The sequence below is a fragment of the Ruegeria sp. HKCCA5929 genome (genome assembly GCF_013034525.1).
GTDB lineage: Bacteria > Pseudomonadota > Alphaproteobacteria > Rhodobacterales > Rhodobacteraceae > Ruegeria.
The window spans coordinates 197,943-219,664 of sequence record NZ_WQGE01000003.1; the positions used below are offsets into that span (position 1 = coordinate 197,943).

Sequence of the window (21,722 nt, forward strand, 5' to 3'; positions counted from 1 at the left end):
CACTATAGGAAACAATGTTTCGAGTTCAGGATTCGAATGCGGAGGAGGAAACCATGTTCAAAACGTCGCTGAAAGAGGCTGATCCCGTCATCGCTGCGTCGATTGACCGTGAGGGCGCGCGCCAGGCCGAGCAGATTGAGCTCATCGCATCCGAGAACATCGTTTCTCTGGCCGTAATCGAGGCGCAGGGCTCTGTCCTGACCAACAAATACGCCGAAGGATATTCGGGCCGCCGGTATTATGGCGGATGCGAATATGTCGACGAGGTTGAATCCGAAGCCATTGAACGGCTGAAAAAGCTGTTTGGCTGTGAATATGCGAACGTTCAGCCCCATTCGGGTGCGCAGGCGAATGGCGCGGTCAAACTGGCGCTGCTGCAACCCGGTGACACTATTCTGGGCATGTCGCTGGATGCCGGCGGTCACCTGACCCATGGTGCGAAACCCGCCCAATCCGGCAAATGGTTCCGTCCAATCCAATATGGTCTGACCGAAGCTGGCCTGATCGACTATGATCAGGTTGAGGCACTGGCCAAAGCAGAAAAGCCCAAACTGATCATCGCGGGCGCGTCGGCCTATTCGCAAAAGATCGATTTCGCCCGCTTCCGCGCTATCGCTGATGAGGTCGGTGCCTGGTTGCTGGCTGACATGGCACATATTGCGGGTCTGGTCGCAACCGGCCTGCACCCTTCGCCTATCGGTCACGCGCATGTGGTGACATCGACCACACACAAAACCCTGCGCGGCCCGCGTGGCGGCATCATTTTGACCAATGATGAGGCGCTGGCAAAGAAGATCAACTCGGCGGTATTCCCCGGCCTGCAAGGTGGTCCGCTGATGCATGTAATCGCAGGCAAGGCTGTGGCTTTCGGTGAAGCATTGAAGCCTGAATTCAAGGACTACATGCAGCGTGTGGTCGACAGTGCTTCGGCTCTGGCAGATGTAATGATCGCGCGCGGGTGCGACATCGTTTCCGGCGGCACCGAGAACCACCTGATGCTGGTCGATCTGCGCCCAATCGGCGTAACCGGTAAAGACGCCGAAGCCGCGCTGGAACGTGCGGGTTTCACTTGCAACAAGAACAGCGTGCCCGGCGATCCGCAAAAGCCGACAATTACCAGCGGCATCCGTCTGGGTACCGCAGCCGGTTGCAGCCGGGGCTTTGGACCGGAAGAGTTCAAACAGATCGGCAACCTGATCGGTGATGTTCTGGATGCACTGGCCAAATCACCGGAAGGCGATGCCGCCGTTGAACGGGAAACCCGCGAACAAGTCCGCGCGCTCTGCACCAGCTATCCGATTTACTGAAAGACGACGAAATGACTTATGACCTGATTGTCATCGGCGGTGGACCAGGCGGTTATGTTGCTGCCATCCGCGCAGCCCAGCTGGGCTTGAAAGTGGCGTGTGTCGAAGGGCGCGGGGCACTTGGTGGCACTTGTCTGAATGTGGGGTGCATACCCTCCAAAGCGTTGCTGACCTCCTCGGCCAAATTTGCCGAACTCTCCCATCTCTCCTCCCATGGCATTGAGGTCGGGGAGGCCAGCATAGACGTCCCTGCAATGATGGGACGCAAGGACAAGATCGTTGGCGATTTGACCAAGGGCATCGCGTTTCTGTTCAAGAAAAACGGGGTGGACCTGATCGAAGGCTGGGCAAGCATTCCGGCGGCAGGACAGGTCAAAGTGGGTGACGAGGTTCATGAGACCAAGAACATCCTGATTGCTACGGGGTCCGAGCCTACGCCATTGCCCGGGATCGAGATTGACGAACAGAACGTCCTGAGTTCGACTGGCGCGATTGCGTTGGACAGCGTGCCGGATCATCTGGTGGTGATCGGGGCTGGCGTGATTGGTCTGGAACTGGGGCAGGTCTGGGCGCGATTGGGCGCGAAGGTCACGGTTGTTGAGTATCTGGATCGCATCCTTCCTGGCATTGACGGTGAAATTGCCAAATTGGCGCAGAGGGCGCTCAGCAAGCGCGGTTTGAAGTTCCAGTTGGGGCGTGCGCTCAAATCTGTTGAAGAAACCGAGACTGGTCTGACGTTGACCGTGGATCGTGTGGGTAAAGACAAAGAAGAGGTGATCGAGGCCGACAAGGTTCTGATCGCCGTTGGTCGTCGTCCCGTAACTCGTGGACTGGGCTTGGAAGAGCTTGGCGTCGCAGTCAACCCGCGCGGCTTCATCGAAGTGGACGGCACGTTCCAGACATCTGTTACGGGCATCTATGCCATCGGCGACTGTGTCCCCGGACCGATGTTGGCGCATAAGGCTGAAGAAGATGGCGTTGCTTGTGTCGAAATGCTCGCGGGTGAAGCCGGACATGTCGATTATAACGCGGTTCCGGGTGTGGTTTACACAGACCCCGAAGTTGCTTCGGTCGGTTTGACCGAAGAAGCTTTGAAAGAGGCAGACACCGAATACGCCGTTGGCAAGTTTGCCTTCATGGCCAACTCACGTGCCCGCTCGACCGGTGAGACAGACGGTGCGGTCAAGGTTTTGGCAGACCCGAACGGCAAAATCTTGGGCGCGCATATCTGCGGGGCACATGGCGGCGATCTGATCGCTGAATTGGTTCTGGCCATGACCAAGGGTGCCACCGTGACAGAGGTCGCAGCAACCTGTCACGCGCATCCAGCGATGGGAGAGGCGGTCAAAGAAGCCTGCCTGGACGCCCTGGGCCGCGCAATCCACGCGTAAGAAAGAACAGCCAGATGACTATCCAGCTTCGCCCTCGCCACCCTGAAAAGGCCAAAAAGGCTGACAGTGTCATCCAGCGCAAACCCAAGTGGATTCGCAAGAAAAAGGGCGATAGCGCCGAGTATTACGAAACCCGCCGCCTGATGCGCGAACATAATCTGGCGACCGTTTGCGAAGAGGCTGCCTGCCCGAATATCGGCGAGTGCTGGTCCAAGCGTCACGCCACCATGATGATCATGGGAGAGGTCTGCACACGCGGGTGTTCCTTCTGCAACGTCTCCACGGGTCGTCCCGATGCGCTGGATGCGTTTGAACCGGGTAGGGTTGCCGCGGCGGTGAAAAAATTGGGCCTGCGCCACGTGGTCATCACCTCTGTCGACCGCGATGATCTGGACGATGGCGGGGCCGAACATATCGCGCAGACCATTCGCGCCGTGCGTCATCAGAACCCGGGCACCACGGTCGAGGTTTTGACCCCTGATTTTCTGGGAAAAGGTACCGCCTCAGATATCGTATTTGACGCGGCACCGGATGTTTTCAACCACAATCTGGAAACTGTGCCGCATCTTTATCCAACGGTACGTCCCGGTGCGCGGTATTATACTTCGCTGCGTCTTCTGGATGATGCGAAACGCGCCAATCCCGAGATTTTCACCAAATCCGGCCTGATGGTGGGCTTGGGTGAAAGCCTGAATGACGTGCGGCAGGTCATGGATGACCTGCGCGCCGCTCAAGTCGATTTTCTGACGGTCGGCCAATACCTGCAACCGACCCCGAAACATCATCCAATTGACCGGTTCTGGTCACCGGAGGAGTTCGCCCAACTGGAACAGATCGCACGTTCCAAGGGCTTCCTGCACGTGTCGGCAACCCCGCTGACCCGTTCATCGTTCCACGCGGACGAAGACTTCGCTGCTCTTAAGCAAGCCCGCCAGCGGGCCATCGCAAACAGGGCATAACCAAACGCAAATGGGAGGGAAACCATGGAAGCGTTAACTTCAATCACAGGGGCCATTAATGGCGTCGTATGGGGGCCGTGGATGCTGGCGCTCATCCTTGGCGTCGGCTTCTTCCTACAGGTGGGCCTGAAATTCATGCCGATCCTGCGCATTGGCACGGGCTTCAGCCTGCTGTTCAAAGGGCGGGAAGGTCAGGGCGAAGGGCAGATTAGCCCGTTCAACGCGCTGATGACCTCGCTGTCGGCGACCATCGGTACAGGTAACATTGCCGGTGTGGCCACTGCTGTCTTCCTGGGCGGTCCGGGCGCCTTGTTCTGGATGTGGATGACCGCCCTGGTGGGCATGGCCACCAAATATGCCGAAGCTGTCTGCGCGGTGAAATACCGTGAAAAAGACGAGCTGGGCAACTATGTCGGCGGCCCGATGTACTACATCAAAAATGGTCTGGGCGCGAAATGGGCCTGGCTGGGCGTTGCCTTCGCTCTGTTCGGCGGCATTGCGGCCTTCGGCATCGGCAATGGCGTTCAAGCCAACGGTGTTGCACAGGTTCTGGAAACAAACTTCGGCATCAATGAATCGATCACAGGCATCGTGCTGATGATCCTGACCGCCGCCGTTATTCTGGGTGGTATTACTCGCATCGGTGCTGTTGCAGGTAAACTGGTTCCGTTTATGGCCATTGCCTACATCGTCGCGGGCCTGCTGGTTCTGCTGATCAACATCGGTTCAATCGGCGCAGCGCTGAGCGATGTGTTCACTTATGCGTTCACGCCTTGGGCTGCCAAAGGCGGCGCAGCTGGCGCAGCGGTGTGGCTTGCCATCCGCTTTGGTGTGGCGCGCGGTGTCTTCTCGAACGAAGCTGGTCTGGGTTCTGCCCCGATCGCCCATGCCGCAGCCGAGACCAAGGGACCTGTAAATCAGGGCCTGATCGCGATGCTGGGGACATTCATCGACACGATCATCGTGTGCTCGATCACGGGTCTGGCGATCATCGCTTCGGGCGCATTGGATGCATCGGTTGCGGATTTCGTGGCCAATGGTGAAACCGAAGGATACAAAGCGATTTCCGGCGCAGCTCTGACGTCGCTGGCCTTTGAAACCACTCTGCCGGGTATCGGTGGGTATCTGATTGCAATCGCTCTGTCGATCTTTGCATTCACCACCATCCTGGGCTGGTCCTTCTATGGCGAGAAATGCGTTGAGTTTCTGCTTGGTGTTAAATCCCTGCTGCCTTACCGCATCCTGTGGATCGTCGCGATCTACTTCGGCGCAACAGCAGATCTGGGCTTTGTCTGGCTGCTGGCAGATACGCTGAACGCTATGATGGCTATCCCGAACCTGATCGCTCTGGCCTTGCTGAGCCCAATCGTCTTCAAGCTGACGAAAGAGTTCTTCGCCTCGAACGGTCAATCGGAAGAGCCCGGCGGCAAAGCTGCCGAATAAGCTCGGCCCTGACGAATGCGGGGGGCCACACCGGCCCCCCGGTTTTGAAACAGAATTCCATACCTCGAGGAGAGACGTGATGGCCACTAAAATCCTGCTGCCCATTGATCACAACGACGAACGCTCGTGGAAGAACGCCCTGCCGCTCGCGCTGGAACAGGCCAAGTTCTACGGTGCCGAGCTGCACGCCGTAGCCGTCATCCCCGAGATCATCCAGCTGCCGAACCTGCCTGCTAACTATGGCGCTGGCGCGAAAGATCACGTTCGCAACGCGGTTCAGGCCATCTTGGATCACGGCAATGCCTCCGACGTGCACGTGCATGTCGAAGAAGGCAGTGTTTACCGCGAAATTCTGAAACTCGCCTACAAGGATGGCTTTGACCTGATCATCATGGCCTCGACCAAAGGCGATTTCCCGAACTACGAGATTGGCCCGAACCTGGCCCGTGTGGTGCGCAATGCGCATTGCACAGTCACAGTCGTTCGCGACCAATCCCGTTGATTGAAAGGTTGGTATGATGACCGATATTAGACGCACGCCCTTGTACGATTTGCATGTTGAGTTGGGTGGTAAGATGGTTGATTTTGCGGGTTGGGAGATGCCTGTCCAGTATCCGATGGGGATTATGGGAGAGCATAAGCAGTGTCGTGAGAAGGCGGCGTTGTTTGATGTATCTCACATGGGTCAGGTGATTTTGCGCGGTGAGAATGTGGGTGAGAAGCTGGAAGCTTTGTGCCCTCAGGCGTATGCGACGCTGAAGGAAGGCAAGGCGCGGTACGGGTTCTTTACCAATGCAGATGGCGGGATCATGGATGACCTGATCGTGTCGAATGCGGGCGATCATTACTTTGTGGTGGTGAACGCGGCGCTGCGGCATCAGGACATTCCGCATATGCAGGCCAATCTGGACGGCGTCGAAGTGACCGAGATCTTCGACCGCGCGCTGGTGGCCGTGCAAGGTCCCAAGGCCGAAGATGTAGTCGGCGAGCTGTGCCCTGCCGCGCGTGATCTGAAGTTTATGGAAACCACCGTGGCCGATATCAACGGCGTTGAATGCCGCATCTCGCGTCTGGGCTATACCGGCGAGGATGGCTACGAGATCTCGATCCCCGAGGACAAGGCGATCGAGATCAGCAAGGCGTTCCTGGCCCATGAAGATTGCGAACCGGCGGGTCTGGGCACGCGCGACAGCCTGCGGCTCGAGGCGGGGCTGTGCCTTTATGGCAATGACATCGACCAGAGCACCTCGCCGATCGAGGCCAGCCTTGGCTGGGCCATTCAGAAACGCCGCAAGGAAGAAGGCGGCTTTCCGGGCGCGGATCGCGTGCAAAAGGAACTGGCCGAGGGCGCAGCCCGCAAGCTGGTGGGCATCAAGCCCGAAGGCCGGGCACCGGCGCGTCAGGGCGTCGAGGTGCAATGCCTTGAGGGCAACACGATTGGTCAGATCACCTCGGGCAGCTTTGGCCCCACGGTGGGTGGCCCGGTTGCGATGGGTTATGTGAGCAAAGGCCATGGCGCGCCCGGTGAGAAGGTGAACCTGATCATCCGGGGCAAGGCGCAACCGGCCGAGATCGTGGCGCTGCCCTTCGTCACACAGAATTACAAGCGTTGAAGTCAGGAGAGAGACAAGATGGCAACCTATTATTCCGAAGAACATGAATGGCTGACCGTTGAGGGCGACACCGCCACGCTGGGCATCACCAAACACGCGGCTGAACAGCTGGGTGAGGTGGTGTTTGTCGAGCAGCAGGAAGTGGGCGACGAGTTCGAGAAAGACGGCGAGATCGGTGTGATCGAATCCGTCAAAGCCGCCTCGGAACTTTACGCCCCGGTCGATGGTGAGATCGTCGAAGTGAACGAAGCGCTGGCCGACAACCCCGGCGCGCTGAACGACGACCCCGAGGGCGAAGCCTGGATCTACAAGGTCAAGATTGCGGACGCGTCGCAGCTTGAAGACCTGATGGACGAGGCCGGATACAAAGCCTTCATCGGCTGACCCAAACCCGGAGCCCCGTCTTTGGGGCTCCCCCGCTTCATCTTTTTCCAAATACTCCCGCCGGAGGCTCCCGCAGTCTCCGCCGGCCCTGACCTATCCGTGAGGAGCGCAAAGATGGCCTTCAAACTGACCGACTACGAAGCCTATGACTTCGCCAATCGCCGCCACATTGGCCCAAGCCCAACCGAGATGCGCGACATGCTCAAGGTGATCGGCTTCAAGACGCTGGACGAACTGATCGACGCCACCGTCCCGCCCGCGATCCGGCAGAAAGAGCCGCTGGACTGGGGTCCGGCGATGACGGAACGTGATGCTCTGTTCCACATGAAAGAGGTGGCGAGCAAGAACAAGGTTCTGACCTCGCTGATCGGTCAGGGCTATTACGGCACCACCACACCCGCGCCGATCCTACGCAACATTCTGGAAAACCCGGCCTGGTACACCGCCTACACGCCGTACCAGCCCGAGATCAGCCAGGGTCGTCTTGAGGCGCTGCTGAACTTCCAGACCATGGTCTCTGACCTGACCGGGCTGGACGTGGCCAACGCATCCTTGCTGGACGAAGCCACAGCGGCCGCCGAAGCCATGGCCATGGCCAAGCGTGGCGGGCGTTCGAAAGCCAACAACGCGGCCTTCTTTGTCGACAAGAACTGCCACCCGCAGACCATCGCGGTCATTAAGACGCGCGCCGAGCCTCTGGGCATCGACGTGCAGGTGGGTGATCCCGACAGCCTTGAGGCCGGCGCGGTCTTTGGTGCGATCTTCCAATACCCGGGTACCCACGGCCATGTGCGCGACTTCACATCGGAAATCGCAGCCCTGCACGAACATAAAGCCATTGCCATCGTTGCCGCCGACATCCTGTCGCTGGCGCTGCTGAAGTCCCCGGGTGAGATGGGCGCGGACATCGCCATCGGCTCGACCCAGCGCTTTGGCGTTCCGATGGGCTATGGCGGCCCGCACGCTGCGTATATGGCAACCACCGACAAGCTGAAGCGCTCGATGCCGGGCCGGATCATCGGTGTCAGCATCGACAGCCGTGGCAACAAGGCCTACCGCCTGTCGCTGCAAACCCGCGAGCAGCATATCCGCCGTGAGAAGGCGAACTCGAACGTCTGCACCGCGCAGGCGCTGCTGGCGGTCATTGCCTCGATGTATGCCGTGTACCATGGCCCCGACGGCATCAAGGCCATCGCGCAATCGGTGCACCGCAAGACCTCGCGCCTGGCCGCTGGTCTGGAAGAGGCGGGCTTTGCCGTTGAGCCGGAGGTGTTCTTCGACACCATCACGGTTGAGGTTGGCCACCTGCAGAAGACCGTCATGGAGGCTGCCGTGGCGCGCGGTGTCAACCTGCGCAAGGTTGGCGAGACCAAGGTCGGCATCAGCCTGGACGAACAGACCCGCCCCGAGACCATCGAGGCCGTCTGGGGTGCCTTTGGCATCGACCGCACCGATGACAGCTCGAACAAGCAGTACCGCCTGCCGGACTATGCGCTGCGGGAAAGCGAATACCTGACCCACCCGATCTTCCACAAGAACCGGGCCGAGGCCGAGATCACGCGTTATATGCGCCGTCTGGCCGACCGCGATCTGGCGCTGGACCGGGCGATGATCCCGCTGGGCTCGTGCACCATGAAGCTGAACGCCACGATCGAGATGATCCCGGTCACCTGGCCCGAGTTTGGCAATCTGCACCCGTTCTGCCCCGAAGATCAGGCGCAGGGCTATCACGAGATGATCGCCGATCTGAACGACAAGCTGTGCCAGATCACCGGCTATGACGCGATCTCCCAGCAGCCCAACTCGGGCGCGCAGGGCGAGTACGCGGGCCTTCTGACCATCCGCAACTACCACTTCGCCCGCGGCGAAGGTCAGCGGAACGTCTGCCTGATCCCAACCTCGGCGCATGGCACCAACCCGGCTTCGGCCCAGATGGTGGGCTGGCAGGTTGTGCCGGTTCTGGCGGATGAGAACGGCAATATCGATGTGGCCGACTTCCGCGCCAAGGCGGAAAAGCATTCGGACAACCTTGCCGCCTGCATGATCACCTACCCGTCGACCCATGGCGTGTTCGAGACCACCGTGCAGGAGGTCTGCCAGATCACCCATGATCACGGCGGTCAGGTCTATATCGACGGCGCCAACATGAACGCCATGGTCGGTCTGTCGCGTCCGGGGGATATTGGCGGTGACGTCAGCCACCTGAACCTGCACAAGACCTTCTGCATCCCGCATGGCGGTGGCGGCCCCGGCATGGGACCGATCGGCGTCAAGGCGCATCTGGAAGAGCACCTGCCGGGCCACCCGGAATACGGCACCGCCGTGGGTCCGGTCTCGGCAGCGCCCTTCGGCTCGCCCTCGATCCTGCCGGTCAGCTGGGCTTATGTGCTGCTGATGGGCGGCGCGGGTCTGACGCAGGCGACCAAAGTGGCGATCCTGAACGCCAACTACATCGCGGCGCGGCTCAAGGATGCCTATCCGATCCTCTACACCTCGGAAACGGGGCGTGTGGCGCATGAATGCATCCTCGACACCCGTCCGCTGGACGAGGCGGCGCATGTCACCGTTGACGATGTGGCCAAGCGTCTGGTCGATTCAGGCTTCCACGCGCCGACCATGAGCTGGCCAGTGGCGGGCACCCTGATGGTGGAACCCACGGAATCGGAACCCATGGCCGAACTGGATCGTTTCTGCGATGCCATGCTGTCCATCCGGGCGGAAGCGCAGGACATCATCGACGGCAAGATCGACGCGGAGAACAACCCGCTGAAAAACGCCCCCCACACGGTGCGCGATCTGGTCGGCGACTGGGACCGCCCCTACACCCGTGAACAGGCCTGCTTCCCTCCGGGCTCCATGGGCGTCGACAAATACTGGTCCCCCGTCAACCGCGTCGACAACGCATATGGCGACAGAAACCTCGTCTGCACATGCCCCCCAATGGAAGAATATCTCGACGCAGCCGAGTAAACCCAAAACAAAACCCCGCCAAATCAATGGCGGGGTTTTCGCCAATCGGAAACAAGCGTTCCGATGTGGCGCTGACCGAAACAAGGTTGGTACATCAAATGAAACACTATGTTGTCTCGAATGATCACGAGAATGCGGTAAATGGCACGGCCCCGGATTTTGAGCGGTTGCAGTGCATCGATGTCATTTTGTACCGGAGCTCTGACAAAGCCTCGGCAGAAATGGTTTTGGAATTTTACCGGGCATTGAACAGATTGGTGGACAAACATTCTTATGTGGTGAACTTGCGTGTGCCCGTTGAAGATCCTGCTGGAGGACCGCTGTATTGGGCGGGACGGACAGCCATTTTTTGGGGCGATTTCGAAACCGCGTGGTGTCCAACCGCAGCAGAGAAATCCTGGGTCAGTCAGGTCTTGAACCTTTCTCCCAGATCCATCCTTGTCGGAGGCGCGGTCATGCTGCTGGCCCAACTCTGCGGCGCGGAACGCAGCACAGCTGCAATACATTCAGGTTTTGAAGCGGCAGCGATGGAATTGGGGATCAGAAACAGCGGTACGTCGACCCACTTTTCCGTTGACGGGCGTATACACAGCGCCAATACGCGCTTCAGTGCCCTTCGCCTTCTGACCGAGTTTGTGTCCTTGGATCATGGCGAGCATTTGGCGGATACGCTACGGCGCTATGTCGGTTTGACCGAACCCCGGCGAACAACTGAAAGCCAGCTTTCAAACCGACTTATTCGAAAATCCAATGGAGATCGCATTGTAACTCTGGCGGTTGAGACAATGCTTGAGAACATTGAAGATCCGCTGAGAATTTCCGATCTGTCAGATTTACTTGGGACATCCATCCGACAGCTTCAAAGGCGCTTTCTGTGCAAAACCGGTGCGACCCTTTTGGACACGTACAAGGAGCTCAGACTGGAGAGGTCAAATAGCCTGTTGAAATATACTGATATGCCGCTTGTCGAGATTGCGTCTGCGACGGGCTTTTCCTCGAGAACGGCGATGTCGCGGGCCTTTTTCAAGCGCTATAAGTCGCGCCCAGAGCAGGTACGGAACGGGCGCTTTCTTGGGCACGCACTTGATTGAGGCAAAGCGGCAAACACGCAGTTTCTAAGCGGCAAGCCCAGAATGCGCTGAGATCTGAGAAACGATTCTTGCGCGATGGCTTGAGAGCCAAAGTCAGGCAACTAAAAGTCGCGTTCCTGGCCATTCAGATCTAGGTCAATCTGCCGCAGGACGGGTTATCGCGGGGCTTCATGCTGGGTAAATACATCATGGGGTTGGACCGCAGTTTCGGAACCTGGGTCTTTGCCATGATCACAGCCGTTTTCTGGCTGTGGGGTATTCCTTTATTGGCGCTTGCTGGATCATCCTGAAGACCGACGGCGCTTTGCAGAAAAAGGCTGCGCCTTGGGCAAAAGGTGGTATTTTGGGGCTGGTTTTGGGTCTGATTGCCGTTTCGCTGGCCGCCCCCTGGGTCTGCCCGCGCGTCTTTGACAAATGGTTCACATTCCCAGAATTTTTCTGCTTTTACCCCTACCGCTCATGTCAGGCATTCTGATCGCTTTGCTATGGTATGCTTTACGCCATCTTCCAACGCGGAATGACAACTGGGCCTGGTTTCCCTTTGCGGCATCTATCGTTTGTTCACACTTGTCTTTTGGGGATGGCCTACAGTTTCTATCCCTATGTCGTCCCTGAGCAAATGACGATTTACGAGGCCGCGAGTGCGCCGGAAAGTCTGTTCATAATCCTGTTCGGATCGATCTTTGTGCTTCCTGTTATCGCGGGTTACACGGTGCTGTCCTACACGATCTTCCGGGGTAAGGCGACTGAGCTGCGTTATGACTGAGCCCGCATGTCGAGGCGCAATGCAAAAATAGAAGGTGGTGCGGGTAAGCTAAAGCTGGTCCAACACCATCTTCGCGCTTTCAAGATAGTCTTGCTGTTTGTCAGGGGTCATTCGGCCCCACGTTCTGTAGGCATGGCCTAACCGGGGATTGTCGCGTAGTTTTTCCGCGTTGCGCACCAGAAAATCCCAATAGAGAGGGTTGAACGGGCAAGCGTTCGGGCCGGTTTTTTGCTTCACATCATAGCGGCATGTGCCGCAATGATCCGACATCTTGTTGATGTAGTTGCCGCTGGCTGCATAAGGTTTCGACCCTAGTAACCCCCCGTCGGCAAATTGGCTCATGCCGATGACATTAGGGGCTTCAACCCATTCATATGCGTCGGCATAAACAGCCAGATACCACTCATGCACTTGTGCCGGGTCAATTCCGGCCAACATGGCGAAATTGCCCGTGACCATCAGACGTTGAATGTGGTGGGCATAAGCTTCATCCCGTGTCTGCAAGATTGCCTGTCTCATACAGGCCATGTCCGTATCCGCAGTCCAGTAAAACGCGGGCAGGGGGCGTGTGGCATTCAGGAAATTCTGCTGCGTATAGCCCGGCATTTGCATCCAATAGATGCCGCGCACAAACTCGCGCCAGCCGATGATCTGGCGAATATAGCCCTCGACTGCGTTTATGGGGGCTTGGCCTTCATAATAGGCGCGCTCGACCCGGTGGCAGATTTCCAGAGGCAATAGCAGGCCGGCGTTCAAATACTGTGCGAGAACCGAGTGATACAGGAAAGGCTCATCCGTCAACATCGCGTCCTGATAGTCACCGAAATGCGGTAAGGCGGTTTCCACAAAGTGTTCCAGCGCTTGCAGGGCTTTGTCCCGTGTTACAGCAAACCAGAACGGGCGCAGCGTCCCGAAGTAGGTGCTGAATCGAGCGTCGACCAAGTCCAGAACTTCGGTGGTGATTTCATCCGGTTCGACCTGCACAGGCTGCGGCATGAAGAAATCTGACTTTGCGGGTTTGCGGTTCTCTGTATCAAAGTTCCATTTGCCGCCCTCGGGCGCATCGCCGTTCATCAAAAGCCCGGTTTTGCGGCGCATTTCACGATAGAAATACTCCATCCGCAGTTGTTTGCGGCCCTCGGCCCATTGGCGAAACTCGGCATGATCCGCGATGAAACGATCGTCGGGCAGAATTTCCAGGTCGACGCATTCGGAAAAGGCGTGGCACAGGCGGTATTCGCCGGGTTCGGTGACAACGGCCGTTTTCAATCCTAAGTCTTTTCGGGCGCGGTCGATTTCACCCACAAGGCTGCCGGTATTCTCTGGATCATCCAGCTTTACATACCGGACGCGCCATCCGGCCTGTTCAAGCTCTTGTGCAAAGTGACGCATTGCTGACAGAACAAAGGCAATTTTCTTCGGGTGGTGCGGAGCGTAGCGTGTCTCATCCCGGACTTCTGCCATAAGGACGACGTCGCGCGCGGCTATACCTTGTCGCAGCGCAGCCATCTGGGTGGAAAGCTGATCGCCAAGGATAACAATCAGTTTTGGGCGCGTTTCATTCATAAACGCTGAGCTAGAACGTTAGCGTCAGTCGACCAGACCAACATGCGCGCCAAAGGTTGTGCCGCTGCGGCAGCAAAACACCCGTTGCCTCAGAACGGGTAAAAGTGAGAATTACACCGAGACTTCAGCAAAACGTTTCAGGATTAAAAAAAGGCGACACGCATCAGTTGCATCTAGTGCTGCCACCGCACGGGCTGGATTCAAAAGAACGCAAGGTTGGTCTGGCAGGAAAGCTCTTGGGTTCACTCACTGGCGTAGTAGCCAACCACATCGCCATCTGTTGTTACGCCCAAACCGTTCAGCAATCGGTTGGCGTAGTTGAAATAGCCGACGATCTGGTTGATTTCGAGGATCTCGCCGTCGTCCCAACCTGCTTGTCTAAGAGCAGCGACGTCGGACTCGACCATTTTGGCCGGGGCCACTGTCAACTTCTCGGCGTAGATCAAAGCCTCCAGATGCGCGCCGTCGAAGGCGTCCTGCGGTTTGTGGGCTTTCAGCGCGGCCTCGATCTTGTCCGCACGCGCCTCATCGCCGATCAGGTGTCGGGCATTGGCCCAATGATTGGCGTAAGAGTAAGGACACGTGTTCAATGTCGAAACATAAGAGCTGATAACTTCCTGAAACCACATAGGGATCGTGTTGCTGTCGTCGTGCAAGCACGCGCGATACAGCACCACGTGCCCTTTCATGGTGTTGGGGCGCAGGGAATGCACCCGCATGACATTGTCCACGGTACCGTGCGGGGTCCGGGCAAGGTCCAGCACCGCCTGCAGAGGTGCATCGGCATCTTCATCAGAAATCATCCGTATCCAGGCAGACATGAAACGGTTCCCTTTCCTTAGTCATGAGAGCTGTGTTTGCGGCGGGACAGAACATTATTCCGCCGATCTATGAACAAGCACTGCCTGCTAAGCAACCAGATTGAGCCTGGTGTAGTGCTGCACCGTGCCCGTATCTCAGATGGTGCTACTAAGTCAGGCAGGTTAGCTAGCTTTTCGAAGCCCGATCTCCATGTCCGGATGGGCAAACAGCCCCGCAGCGCATGGATACCGGCTTAGAATTTCGGTGCCACCCGGAAGACGATCGGCATAGAAACGCCCGTCTTCCCAATAGGTAGTGCCATCGATGACGATGCTGGGATCGATAACGTTCCAGCTGATTTCACCCGGCGCGTAGGTGCCGCATGTGTGAAAATGCAGGATACGTGGATTGCCGAAGGCAGCCCCGCCCCAACGTTCGTAGTTTTGGCGCATGTCCCAAGGATAGCCGCATCCGGGATGGATGCCTGCGTGCCAGGAATGAACGAAGTTTCGCTCAATGCCGAACTGTTCGGACACCCGATCATAATGCGCTTCGGCCCGTGCCACATCCGTCGGATGCCCTTCGAACCCCATCAGGCGACCCTGATCGAGGCGGGCGAGAACCGGGTGAGTGAATTCGATTGTGTAGTCATCATAATATTTCGAGCCCGTCCCCGTCAGAAACGTCAGTGCAACACGGCCAGAAAAGCTGTGCGCCGGTACCGGTGTGAAAACTGACATAGGGAACCGCAGGACCGAAGTATCGCCCGACGGGTCGAGGTTCATTTCAGGTTTTCCACGCACATCGGTGCCCAGAGGACAGGTGAACCGAACCTCCTGCGCGGTGTTCAAAACCTCATTGATCCCGGCCTTGAGCTCCATGAAGGCGTCATGATGGCCATTTGAAAAACCGGATCCGAATTGTTCCCGGCTTAGGGCAAAACTGACAATGATCTTTTTGCCTTTTGGCATCTGCGAAAAGCGCAACTGATCCCCAAGGCGCGCCAAAAACAGGATGATGTCAGCAGTCTCGAACCGGGCCAGCAACTCTGGGGGCAAATGCGGTTTGTCAGGGTTGAACCCCACATCAACCGTATCAACGAACAAGCCCATGGACTGGGCCACCCCGGAAACAATTTTCACGCTATCCGCGTCGAAATACCCAAATTCTGGCGGCTCGTACGCGATCAGCAGCCGGTCACCTGCGGTTGCTTGCGCACAGTTGGTCAAAAGGTTTCGCGCGCCGCGTTCGGGCGTAATGTCCGACATTCGCGTCTCCTGAGGGTTTGGGTTTGTGGAGATTACCAACCGGCGAGGTCACCAATCTATTTGAAAGTGATTATGAGTGACATTAGAGTTACTAATATGATCTTGAACTTGCCCTATTCCGCACTAAGAGCGTTCGAGGCCGTTGTCCGCCACTCGGGGTTTTCGCCTGCGGCGACGGAATTGGGCGTCAGCCAAAGTGCAGTCAGCCAGCATGTGCGCAGCCTTGAGGAATGGTTGGGGCGCGAGTTGCTGGTTCGGGGCGCGCGCCAGTCACGCCCGACCCGCGAGGGCGAGTTACTCGCGCTTGCGATCTCAGAAGGGTTAGGTCGCATTTCGGATGTGTGCGCGCAACTCAGGGACAAAACCCGTTCGGACAGGACAATTGTGATTTCATGCCTGCCGGGTTTTGCCTTCAACTGGTTGTTTCCACGCCTTTTACGCTTTGATATGGCACATCCGGACCTGTCGATTTCTATTGCAACTGACACCGGGCAATTTCCATTTTCTGGTGCGGATGCCGATATCGGAATTCGGTACGGGTTGGGCGATTACCCGGGCTATCAGGTCGATTTGCTCATGAATGAGCAATTGTTCCCTGTTTGCGCGCCGTCGCTGTTGCCCGATCTGCGAAACGTTGAAGACCTCGCCAGACACACAATGCTGGTGGATGAGAACCTGCATCACGGGGCAGCCAGCCCCACATGGGAATTCTGGGCGCGGCGCTGTGGTCTGACTCTGCCAACCGCGCTTCGAACACGCCGATTGGGACAGTCCAATATGGTTGTTCAGGCGGCAATCGAAGGTTTAGGCGTGGCATTAGGGCGGGAACCGTTGGTCATTGATATGATGAGCGACGGCCGCTTGGTTCGGCCCTTCAAAGAAATGACCCAATCACCTCTGTCTTATTGGCTGGTCCAACCGCATGAAACCAAAGACAGCGCCAAAGTGTCCGAGTTCCTGACATGGATTCACTCCGAAGTTGCCACACAACCCGAAATCCCGCAGTCTGCATCCTTTTGAAATTAGCCTAGCTTATATAAGCCATTAAAACTCTGGCATGGTATGTGAGTGTTCAGCCACTCATACTGGCAAAAGGCACCTAGAACATTGGAGAGCTGAATGTTTCTGAGAAACTGTTGGTATGTCGCCGCCTGGAGCAAGGACGTCGGGCGCGAACTGAAGGCCGAGACGTTTCTGGGTGAAAACATCGTGCTCTATCGACAACAGGACGGTACTCCGGTCGCGCTAGAAGATGCCTGCCCCCATCGGAAACTTCCGCTTTCAAAGGGTAATCTGATCGGCGATGTCGTCGAATGCGGGTATCACGGCTTAAAATTCGATTGCTCAGGCAAATGTACCGACAGCCCAACTCAGCGCGGAATGACCCCGCGCCGGGCGGTCGTGAAATCCTATCCGGTGGTGGATCGGTACAGGTATCTTTGGATTTGGATGGGTGATCCTGCCCTTGCGGATCTGGACAAGATTTTTCCAATTGAGAACTTTGATGACCCCAGCTGGGGCAAAACCGATGGTGGTGTGATGGATATCGACTGCCATTACTTGTGGGTCTGCGACAATCTACTGGATCCCAGCCATGTGGCTTGGGTCCATGTCACGTCTTTTGCGGGCGCGGGCACGGATGAAGAACCGCTGGACGTTGAGAAAACCGATCGTGGTGTGATCGTGTCACGCTGGATCGAAAACAAACCGCCTTCACCGTATTACGCAAATCTGGTCGCGTTCGAGGGCGACTGTGATCGGCTGCAGCACTACGAGATGTGCCTGCCTGCCATCGCGCTGAACAAATCCGTTTACACGCCCGTTGGCACCGGCGGCTATGGCAAACCCCCGGTCGACAAGACCTATGTCAATATCTCGTACAATTTCATGACGCCGATTGACGAAGACCGCACCCGCTATTTCTGGTTCCAGCATCGCAATACAGATCCAGACAATGCTGAAGTTTCAAAGTTCATGAATGACGGCGCGCGTATGGCCTTTCTTGAGGACAAAGAGGTGTTGGAGGAGGTGCATCTTGGCATGAAGCACGCCAAGACACCTCATATCGATCTTGGCTTGGACAAGGGGGCCAAACTGTTCCGTAAAGCGCTGGACACTGCCATTGAAGCTGAAACGGCATCCGCCGATATTACAGTTCAGGCCTGAGCTCTGGTCTAACGAACCACTTCAAATGATAGGAAACGTGGCCGGAAATAGGGCAGATCGGCAGAATCTTGGTGCAATGTATTAGCCAGCTGAAACTGGTGTCTTGCAGGTCAAAATCCAGCCGAAACCAGCTTTCCATTTCTCAGCTCAAGCGTGTCCGGAGCCAAAGCGCTGCGGAAGGATGGGGCATGGCTTACCAGCAAAATGGCCTGTGGCAGGTCCTTTAGGATATCCAGCAGACGGGCCTCGTTCTTGGTGTCGAGCGCATTGGTTGGTTCGTCCAATAACAGCGCTTGCGGCTCCATCGCCAGCACGGTGGCAAGGGTCACAAGCCGTTTTTCACCCCCGGACAATTTATGCGTGATGCGGTCCCGCAGGTGCATCAAGTCCAGATCGGACAGAACCTTGTCAACGATGGCAAGCGCTTCGGCCTTGCTGCGGCCCAGATTGAGCGGTCCAAACGCGATATCTTCTGCGACGGTGGGGCAGAACAGTTGGTCGTCGGGGTCTTGAAACACCAGCCCGATCTCGCGGCGTACCTCGTGGAAGTCTGCTTCGGCCCGTCGGTCCTTGCCAAGGGCAATCACGCGTCCTGCGGTCGGTTTCTGCAACCCAAGGGCAATGCGAAACAACGTGGATTTTCCCGCGCCATTGGGCCCTGCTATTGACAGGCGTTGCCCCGGATCAAGCGAAAGCGATGCACCGTCCAGCACGGATGCCTGCCCGGGATAGGCGAAATGGATATCTTCGAGTTTAAGGATCGTCATAGGAAATCCAGACAAAGAAGACCGAGGCAGATCGAACACAAGGTCACAGCAAACATGCAATCCCGTCGGGTCAGGTGAAAATCCTGCAGCAAAAGTAGCCGCCCAGAAAACCCCCGGCATTTCATGGCGCCCAGTATGCGTTCTGACCGTTCGATGGCACGCACCAGCATCATGCCAACCAGATAGCCAAAGCTGCGATAAGTGTGCCAGTTGGTGCCGGGGCGGAAACCACGAACTTTCATGGCCCCGCGAAGGCGCAGATATTCTTCGCGCAAGACTTCGATATATCTGATGGTGAACATCAACAAATGCACAAGAGCATCTGGGCAGCGTAGTTTGTGCAAAGCATGACCCAGAGTGACGGGTTCCAACGTGCCGACCAGAACCATCAGGGTCAGGACCACGGCATTGGCTGTCAGAGCAATCTCAATAGCTTTCCACAGTCCCTGCCAACTGGCCGGATACCCAAACAGGGTGAACATCGCGTCACCGGGCATGGAAAAGGGCAAAAGTATCAACATGAAGATGATAAAGCTGTCCATCATGGCCATGCGTTTAAGTGTGCGGCGCACGGGTAGGCGAGACATCAATAGCAAGCCGATAGAGACCGCCAGAGCCACAATCAACGCGGGGATGCTGGATAGCGAAACCGTAACAACAGCAAAAAAGCACGTCATCACGATCCGCATCCGAGGGTCCAACTCTCCGATCACCCCGAAGGGTGCGCTGGCATCAGCCTCGGCCAGCGTCTTTGCCTGGGGTTCTAGAGCGTGAGCCATCAGGCGGCCATTTTCCGGCGTGCAGCGACATAAAAGCCGATGCCGAACAGACCGATGATGTAGCCGATCCCACCAAGAACGGTCTGCAAGTCGTTGTGTTCGCGATAGGCTGCAATCTCACGACGCAGAGGGCGGGTTTCGTCTCGCACCGCTTGGGCAATGGCCGCGCGCTCCTCGTCGGTTAATGACGCGACAGTCGTCGCGGTGTCGTTTGCGTTTTCAACCTGCGTAACAGGTTTTACAAGCTCGGCATCCACGCCCAAAATCTCAGCCACTTCCTCGGCGGGCATGGTGACCTCGGCAAGATGACCGGCGCCCAGATCTGCTTTGAAAGTGTGCGCGACAAGTTCGGTGGGGGTGTAGAGGAAGAAACCATCGGTATCTGTGACTGTTCGCCCCAGTTCAGCGCCATCGGGGCCGTAAACAACAACTTCTTGGTTTTCAGCCATGTCGCCGTTGGAAAAGCCCAATTCCCCTTCAATCGCGTCGCCTGCAGGAAAGACCCCTGCGATAACTTTATGGGCCAGCGCAGGAAGCGGGGTAAGCCATATCGCAACTGCAAAAATCAGATGCCTCATACGGGGGCCCCCCTAAAAAAGAGTTCAGGCTTGACCTTGCGGGTCAATAGAATAGCGAAACCGGTAAGTACCGCTTCGATTGCCATGACGGGAATATGTGCAAAAAAGACCAGTTTCGCGGCTGGTAGAAACGCGTCACCAGACAGAGCCAGAGAGACAGCGACAAGGGCCGTCGTGGCTGCAATCGAAAACGCGCCTCCGATCCCGCCCCAAATAGCGCCCTGTACAGGAGAGCCGCGTGCGATCAGACGGCCAAAGATCATCCATGTCAGCACTGCCGGAAGTGCGATGTTGACCGTGTTAATCCCAAGCACAGTCAAACCGCCAAAACCAAAAAACACGGCTTGAAGCAGCAAGCCAACAAACAGCGCAGGAAAAGCGGCCCAGCCGAGCAAAAGCCCGGCCAGACCGTTCAGTATCAAATGCACAGAGGACGGGCCGATCGGCACATGGATCAGCGAGGCTACAAAAAAGCTGGCCGACAGGACGCCCGCGGTGGGAATGCGGTCGAGGTCCAGCGATTTCAGCCCTATGGCAATGCCGCCAGCCGCTGCGATTGCGCCGCCGATCACAACTGGGTTCGAGAGGGCTCCGTCCACGATGTGCATAGGGGTTACTCCAGATCCCAGGCGCGGATCCAGATCACAGCATCCTGGCTCAGTTCTTTGCCTTCATATTCGGTTTTTGGGCCCGAACCCAAAGCAGCAAAACCCCAGTAACCCGCTTTCGGTACACCAAAGGTGAAATAGCCGTTCTCATCTGAAATCGCGACCAATGCGCCGCCCGGCAGTGGGGATGCTGTGGCGTCTTTGGCACCGTTTCCCGCCAGATCGGGCTCGGCTGCCATGTATTCGATTTCGATCTCAGCACCGGCAACCGGTTCGCCTTCGCTCAGTACACGGCCGGTGAAGGTGGAACCTGCAATGACGTTATAGGGCTTGTTCAACGGCAGAATTTCGGTCGCCAGACCTTGCGGTTGATCCCAGTCGGTGGGCAGTTCATTGCGGTTCAGGTAAGCCTTAGTGATCTGCTGGATATAGATATCCTCGGATTCTTCGTAGTAAGGCGCAGGTACCGTCACCAGCACATAGTCGCCGGAACGTTTCACCGGGACCGAACCGAGAAAGGCTTTGGCGCTGTTCTCGGGGCCTTCGAATGTGGTTTCTTCCAATGTACCCAACAGATCGGTCTTTTCGCCGTTGTGGATCACATAGAATTCTTCTGGCTTTTCCAGGGTCATCACGTGCCCGGCTTCAAACGGATGCCAGAAGACCAACTTGACAGGAACCTCCCCGGGACGCTCGATCATGGTATCCTCGGTGTATTCCAGCAGGAAATGAGCCTGCGCCAGCGCGGGCAGCGCCGCACTAGCGGCCGCGGCCAACAAAAAGTGTTTCACAAATACGTCCTTCTCACGTCGCGCCTTCCCCGGCACGCATAGGTTTTTGACATTGGGGAATGCGAAACTATTTGCCCCATCGGGCAAACAGATCCGGCGCACACCCCGTCGCCGATGATGAGCACCCTTTCCGAGGGCGCATGTTCGGCAGGTCTCCTGACTTGCGGGTCTTAACGCTCAACTGGCCTTCCCGGGTGTAACCCAGTGGCGTAATCAGTCTCGCTCGCCGCTTACAGTTGCGGGGGCAGTTGCAGATTTGGCCAAGAACGTGCCGCACTGCATTCCCTATTGCCTCCGGGTGACTCCCCGGAACCGAACATGGCGCGTTGATGACAGAAAAACTTGAGCACGGTCAACTCCCGATTGCGGCATTGGAAGGGTCATCTGCGAATTCCGGAGGTGTTCCGCTTTAATCTCATCGGCTGCGGTGATGTCTAAGTGTTGGTGTTGTGACCTGTTCGTTGATTGGGAGTG

At 57.1% G+C, this 21,722-nt stretch carries 20 protein-coding genes and 1 riboswitch; of the genes, 12 read left to right on the top strand and 8 right to left on the bottom strand.

Annotated features, from left to right (window positions below; translation table 11 throughout):
* Positions 1 to 53: 53 nt before the first annotated feature.
* The 10 genes from glyA to GOV90_RS21160 all read left to right on the top strand — a co-directional run bounded on the left by glyA (position 54) and on the right by GOV90_RS21160 (position 11,924).
* Positions 54 to 1,307, top strand: a complete 1,254-nt coding sequence (gene glyA, locus GOV90_RS09770) for a serine hydroxymethyltransferase (protein ID WP_171095659.1) — start codon at positions 54 to 56, stop codon at positions 1,305 to 1,307.
* Positions 1,308 to 1,318: 11 nt separating this feature from the next.
* Positions 1,319 to 2,698 (top strand): dihydrolipoyl dehydrogenase, encoded by a 1,380-nt coding sequence (lpdA, locus tag GOV90_RS09775; protein ID WP_171095661.1) that lies wholly within the window; start codon positions 1,319 to 1,321, stop codon positions 2,696 to 2,698.
* Between the two features lie 14 nt (positions 2,699 to 2,712).
* Complete coding sequence (gene lipA / locus GOV90_RS09780; protein WP_171095663.1) at positions 2,713 to 3,657, top strand: lipoyl synthase; 945 nt, start codon at positions 2,713 to 2,715, stop codon at positions 3,655 to 3,657.
* 24 nt (positions 3,658 to 3,681) lie between these two features.
* Positions 3,682 to 5,100, top strand: a complete 1,419-nt coding sequence (locus GOV90_RS09785) for a sodium:alanine symporter family protein (protein ID WP_171095665.1) — start codon at positions 3,682 to 3,684, stop codon at positions 5,098 to 5,100.
* Between the two features lie 79 nt (positions 5,101 to 5,179).
* The gene (locus GOV90_RS09790; RefSeq protein ID WP_171095667.1) at positions 5,180 to 5,602 is read left to right on the top strand and encodes a universal stress protein; all 423 of its coding nucleotides are present in this window, start codon (positions 5,180 to 5,182) and stop codon (positions 5,600 to 5,602) included.
* Between the two features lie 16 nt (positions 5,603 to 5,618).
* Positions 5,619 to 6,713, top strand: a complete 1,095-nt coding sequence (gene gcvT, locus GOV90_RS09795; RefSeq protein WP_171172835.1) for a glycine cleavage system aminomethyltransferase GcvT — start codon at positions 5,619 to 5,621, stop codon at positions 6,711 to 6,713.
* A gap of 18 nt (positions 6,714 to 6,731) precedes the next feature.
* Entirely contained in the window at positions 6,732 to 7,097 is a 366-nt protein-coding gene (gene gcvH / locus GOV90_RS09800) for a glycine cleavage system protein GcvH (RefSeq protein WP_171096793.1), read from the top strand.
* A gap of 114 nt (positions 7,098 to 7,211) precedes the next feature.
* Positions 7,212 to 10,067: an aminomethyl-transferring glycine dehydrogenase gene (gene gcvP, locus GOV90_RS09805; RefSeq protein ID WP_171096792.1), complete on the top strand. Its 2,856-nt coding sequence runs from the start codon at positions 7,212 to 7,214 to the stop codon at positions 10,065 to 10,067.
* Between the two features lie 98 nt (positions 10,068 to 10,165).
* Positions 10,166 to 11,158: a helix-turn-helix domain-containing protein gene (locus GOV90_RS09810; protein ID WP_171094495.1), complete on the top strand. Its 993-nt coding sequence runs from the start codon at positions 10,166 to 10,168 to the stop codon at positions 11,156 to 11,158.
* Positions 11,159 to 11,738: 580 nt separating this feature from the next.
* A complete protein-coding gene (locus tag GOV90_RS21160; RefSeq protein WP_371732507.1) occupies positions 11,739 to 11,924 on the top strand; it encodes a cytochrome d ubiquinol oxidase subunit II in 186 nt (61 codons plus the stop codon).
* Positions 11,925 to 11,972: 48 nt separating this feature from the next.
* Here GOV90_RS21160 and GOV90_RS09820 read toward each other — a convergent pair whose 3' ends face one another.
* The 3 genes from GOV90_RS09820 to GOV90_RS09830 form a co-directional block, all read right to left on the bottom strand.
* Entirely contained in the window at positions 11,973 to 13,490 is a 1,518-nt protein-coding gene (locus GOV90_RS09820; RefSeq protein ID WP_171094497.1) for a cryptochrome/photolyase family protein, read from the bottom strand.
* Positions 13,491 to 13,732: 242 nt separating this feature from the next.
* Positions 13,733 to 14,311 carry a carboxymuconolactone decarboxylase family protein gene (locus GOV90_RS09825; protein ID WP_171094499.1) on the bottom strand — a complete coding sequence of 193 codons (579 nt, stop codon included), beginning with the start codon at positions 14,309 to 14,311 and terminating at the stop codon, positions 13,733 to 13,735.
* A 162-nt stretch (positions 14,312 to 14,473) separates the two neighbouring features.
* Positions 14,474 to 15,559, bottom strand: a complete 1,086-nt coding sequence (locus GOV90_RS09830) for a hypothetical protein (protein ID WP_171094501.1) — start codon at positions 15,557 to 15,559, stop codon at positions 14,474 to 14,476.
* Positions 15,560 to 15,655: 96 nt separating this feature from the next.
* On the opposite strand from GOV90_RS09830, the gene GOV90_RS09835 reads away from it, so the two are divergent.
* Positions 15,656 to 16,579, top strand: coding sequence for a LysR substrate-binding domain-containing protein (locus GOV90_RS09835; protein ID WP_171094953.1), 924 nt, complete (start codon positions 15,656 to 15,658; stop codon positions 16,577 to 16,579).
* Positions 16,580 to 16,678: 99 nt separating this feature from the next.
* The gene (locus GOV90_RS09840) at positions 16,679 to 17,725 is read left to right on the top strand and encodes an aromatic ring-hydroxylating dioxygenase subunit alpha (protein WP_171094503.1); all 1,047 of its coding nucleotides are present in this window, start codon (positions 16,679 to 16,681) and stop codon (positions 17,723 to 17,725) included.
* A gap of 110 nt (positions 17,726 to 17,835) precedes the next feature.
* On the opposite strand, the gene GOV90_RS09845 is transcribed toward GOV90_RS09840, so the two are convergent.
* Genes GOV90_RS09845 through GOV90_RS09865 form a run of 5 tightly spaced genes read right to left on the bottom strand, consistent with a single transcriptional unit; the run spans position 17,836 to position 21,248 of the window.
* Positions 17,836 to 18,492 (bottom strand): energy-coupling factor ABC transporter ATP-binding protein, encoded by a 657-nt coding sequence (locus GOV90_RS09845; RefSeq protein ID WP_171094505.1) that lies wholly within the window; start codon positions 18,490 to 18,492, stop codon positions 17,836 to 17,838.
* The gene (gene cbiQ / locus GOV90_RS09850; protein ID WP_171094507.1) at positions 18,489 to 19,271 is read right to left on the bottom strand and encodes a cobalt ECF transporter T component CbiQ; all 783 of its coding nucleotides are present in this window, start codon (positions 19,269 to 19,271) and stop codon (positions 18,489 to 18,491) included. Before cbiQ ends, GOV90_RS09845 begins: the two co-directional genes overlap by 4 nt.
* Positions 19,271 to 19,849, bottom strand: a complete 579-nt coding sequence (locus tag GOV90_RS09855) for a cobalt ABC transporter permease (protein ID WP_171094509.1) — start codon at positions 19,847 to 19,849, stop codon at positions 19,271 to 19,273. Before GOV90_RS09855 ends, cbiQ begins: the two co-directional genes overlap by 1 nt.
* Positions 19,846 to 20,457, bottom strand: a complete 612-nt coding sequence (cbiM, locus tag GOV90_RS09860; protein WP_171094511.1) for a cobalt transporter CbiM — start codon at positions 20,455 to 20,457, stop codon at positions 19,846 to 19,848. The genes GOV90_RS09855 and cbiM overlap by 4 nt, the downstream gene beginning before the upstream one ends.
* A 5-nt stretch (positions 20,458 to 20,462) precedes the next feature.
* The gene (locus GOV90_RS09865; RefSeq protein WP_171094512.1) at positions 20,463 to 21,248 is read right to left on the bottom strand and encodes a DUF4198 domain-containing protein; all 786 of its coding nucleotides are present in this window, start codon (positions 21,246 to 21,248) and stop codon (positions 20,463 to 20,465) included.
* A 128-nt stretch (positions 21,249 to 21,376) separates the two neighbouring features.
* Positions 21,377 to 21,580, bottom strand: a riboswitch (cobalamin riboswitch).
* Between the last annotated feature and the right edge of the window lie 142 nt (positions 21,581 to 21,722).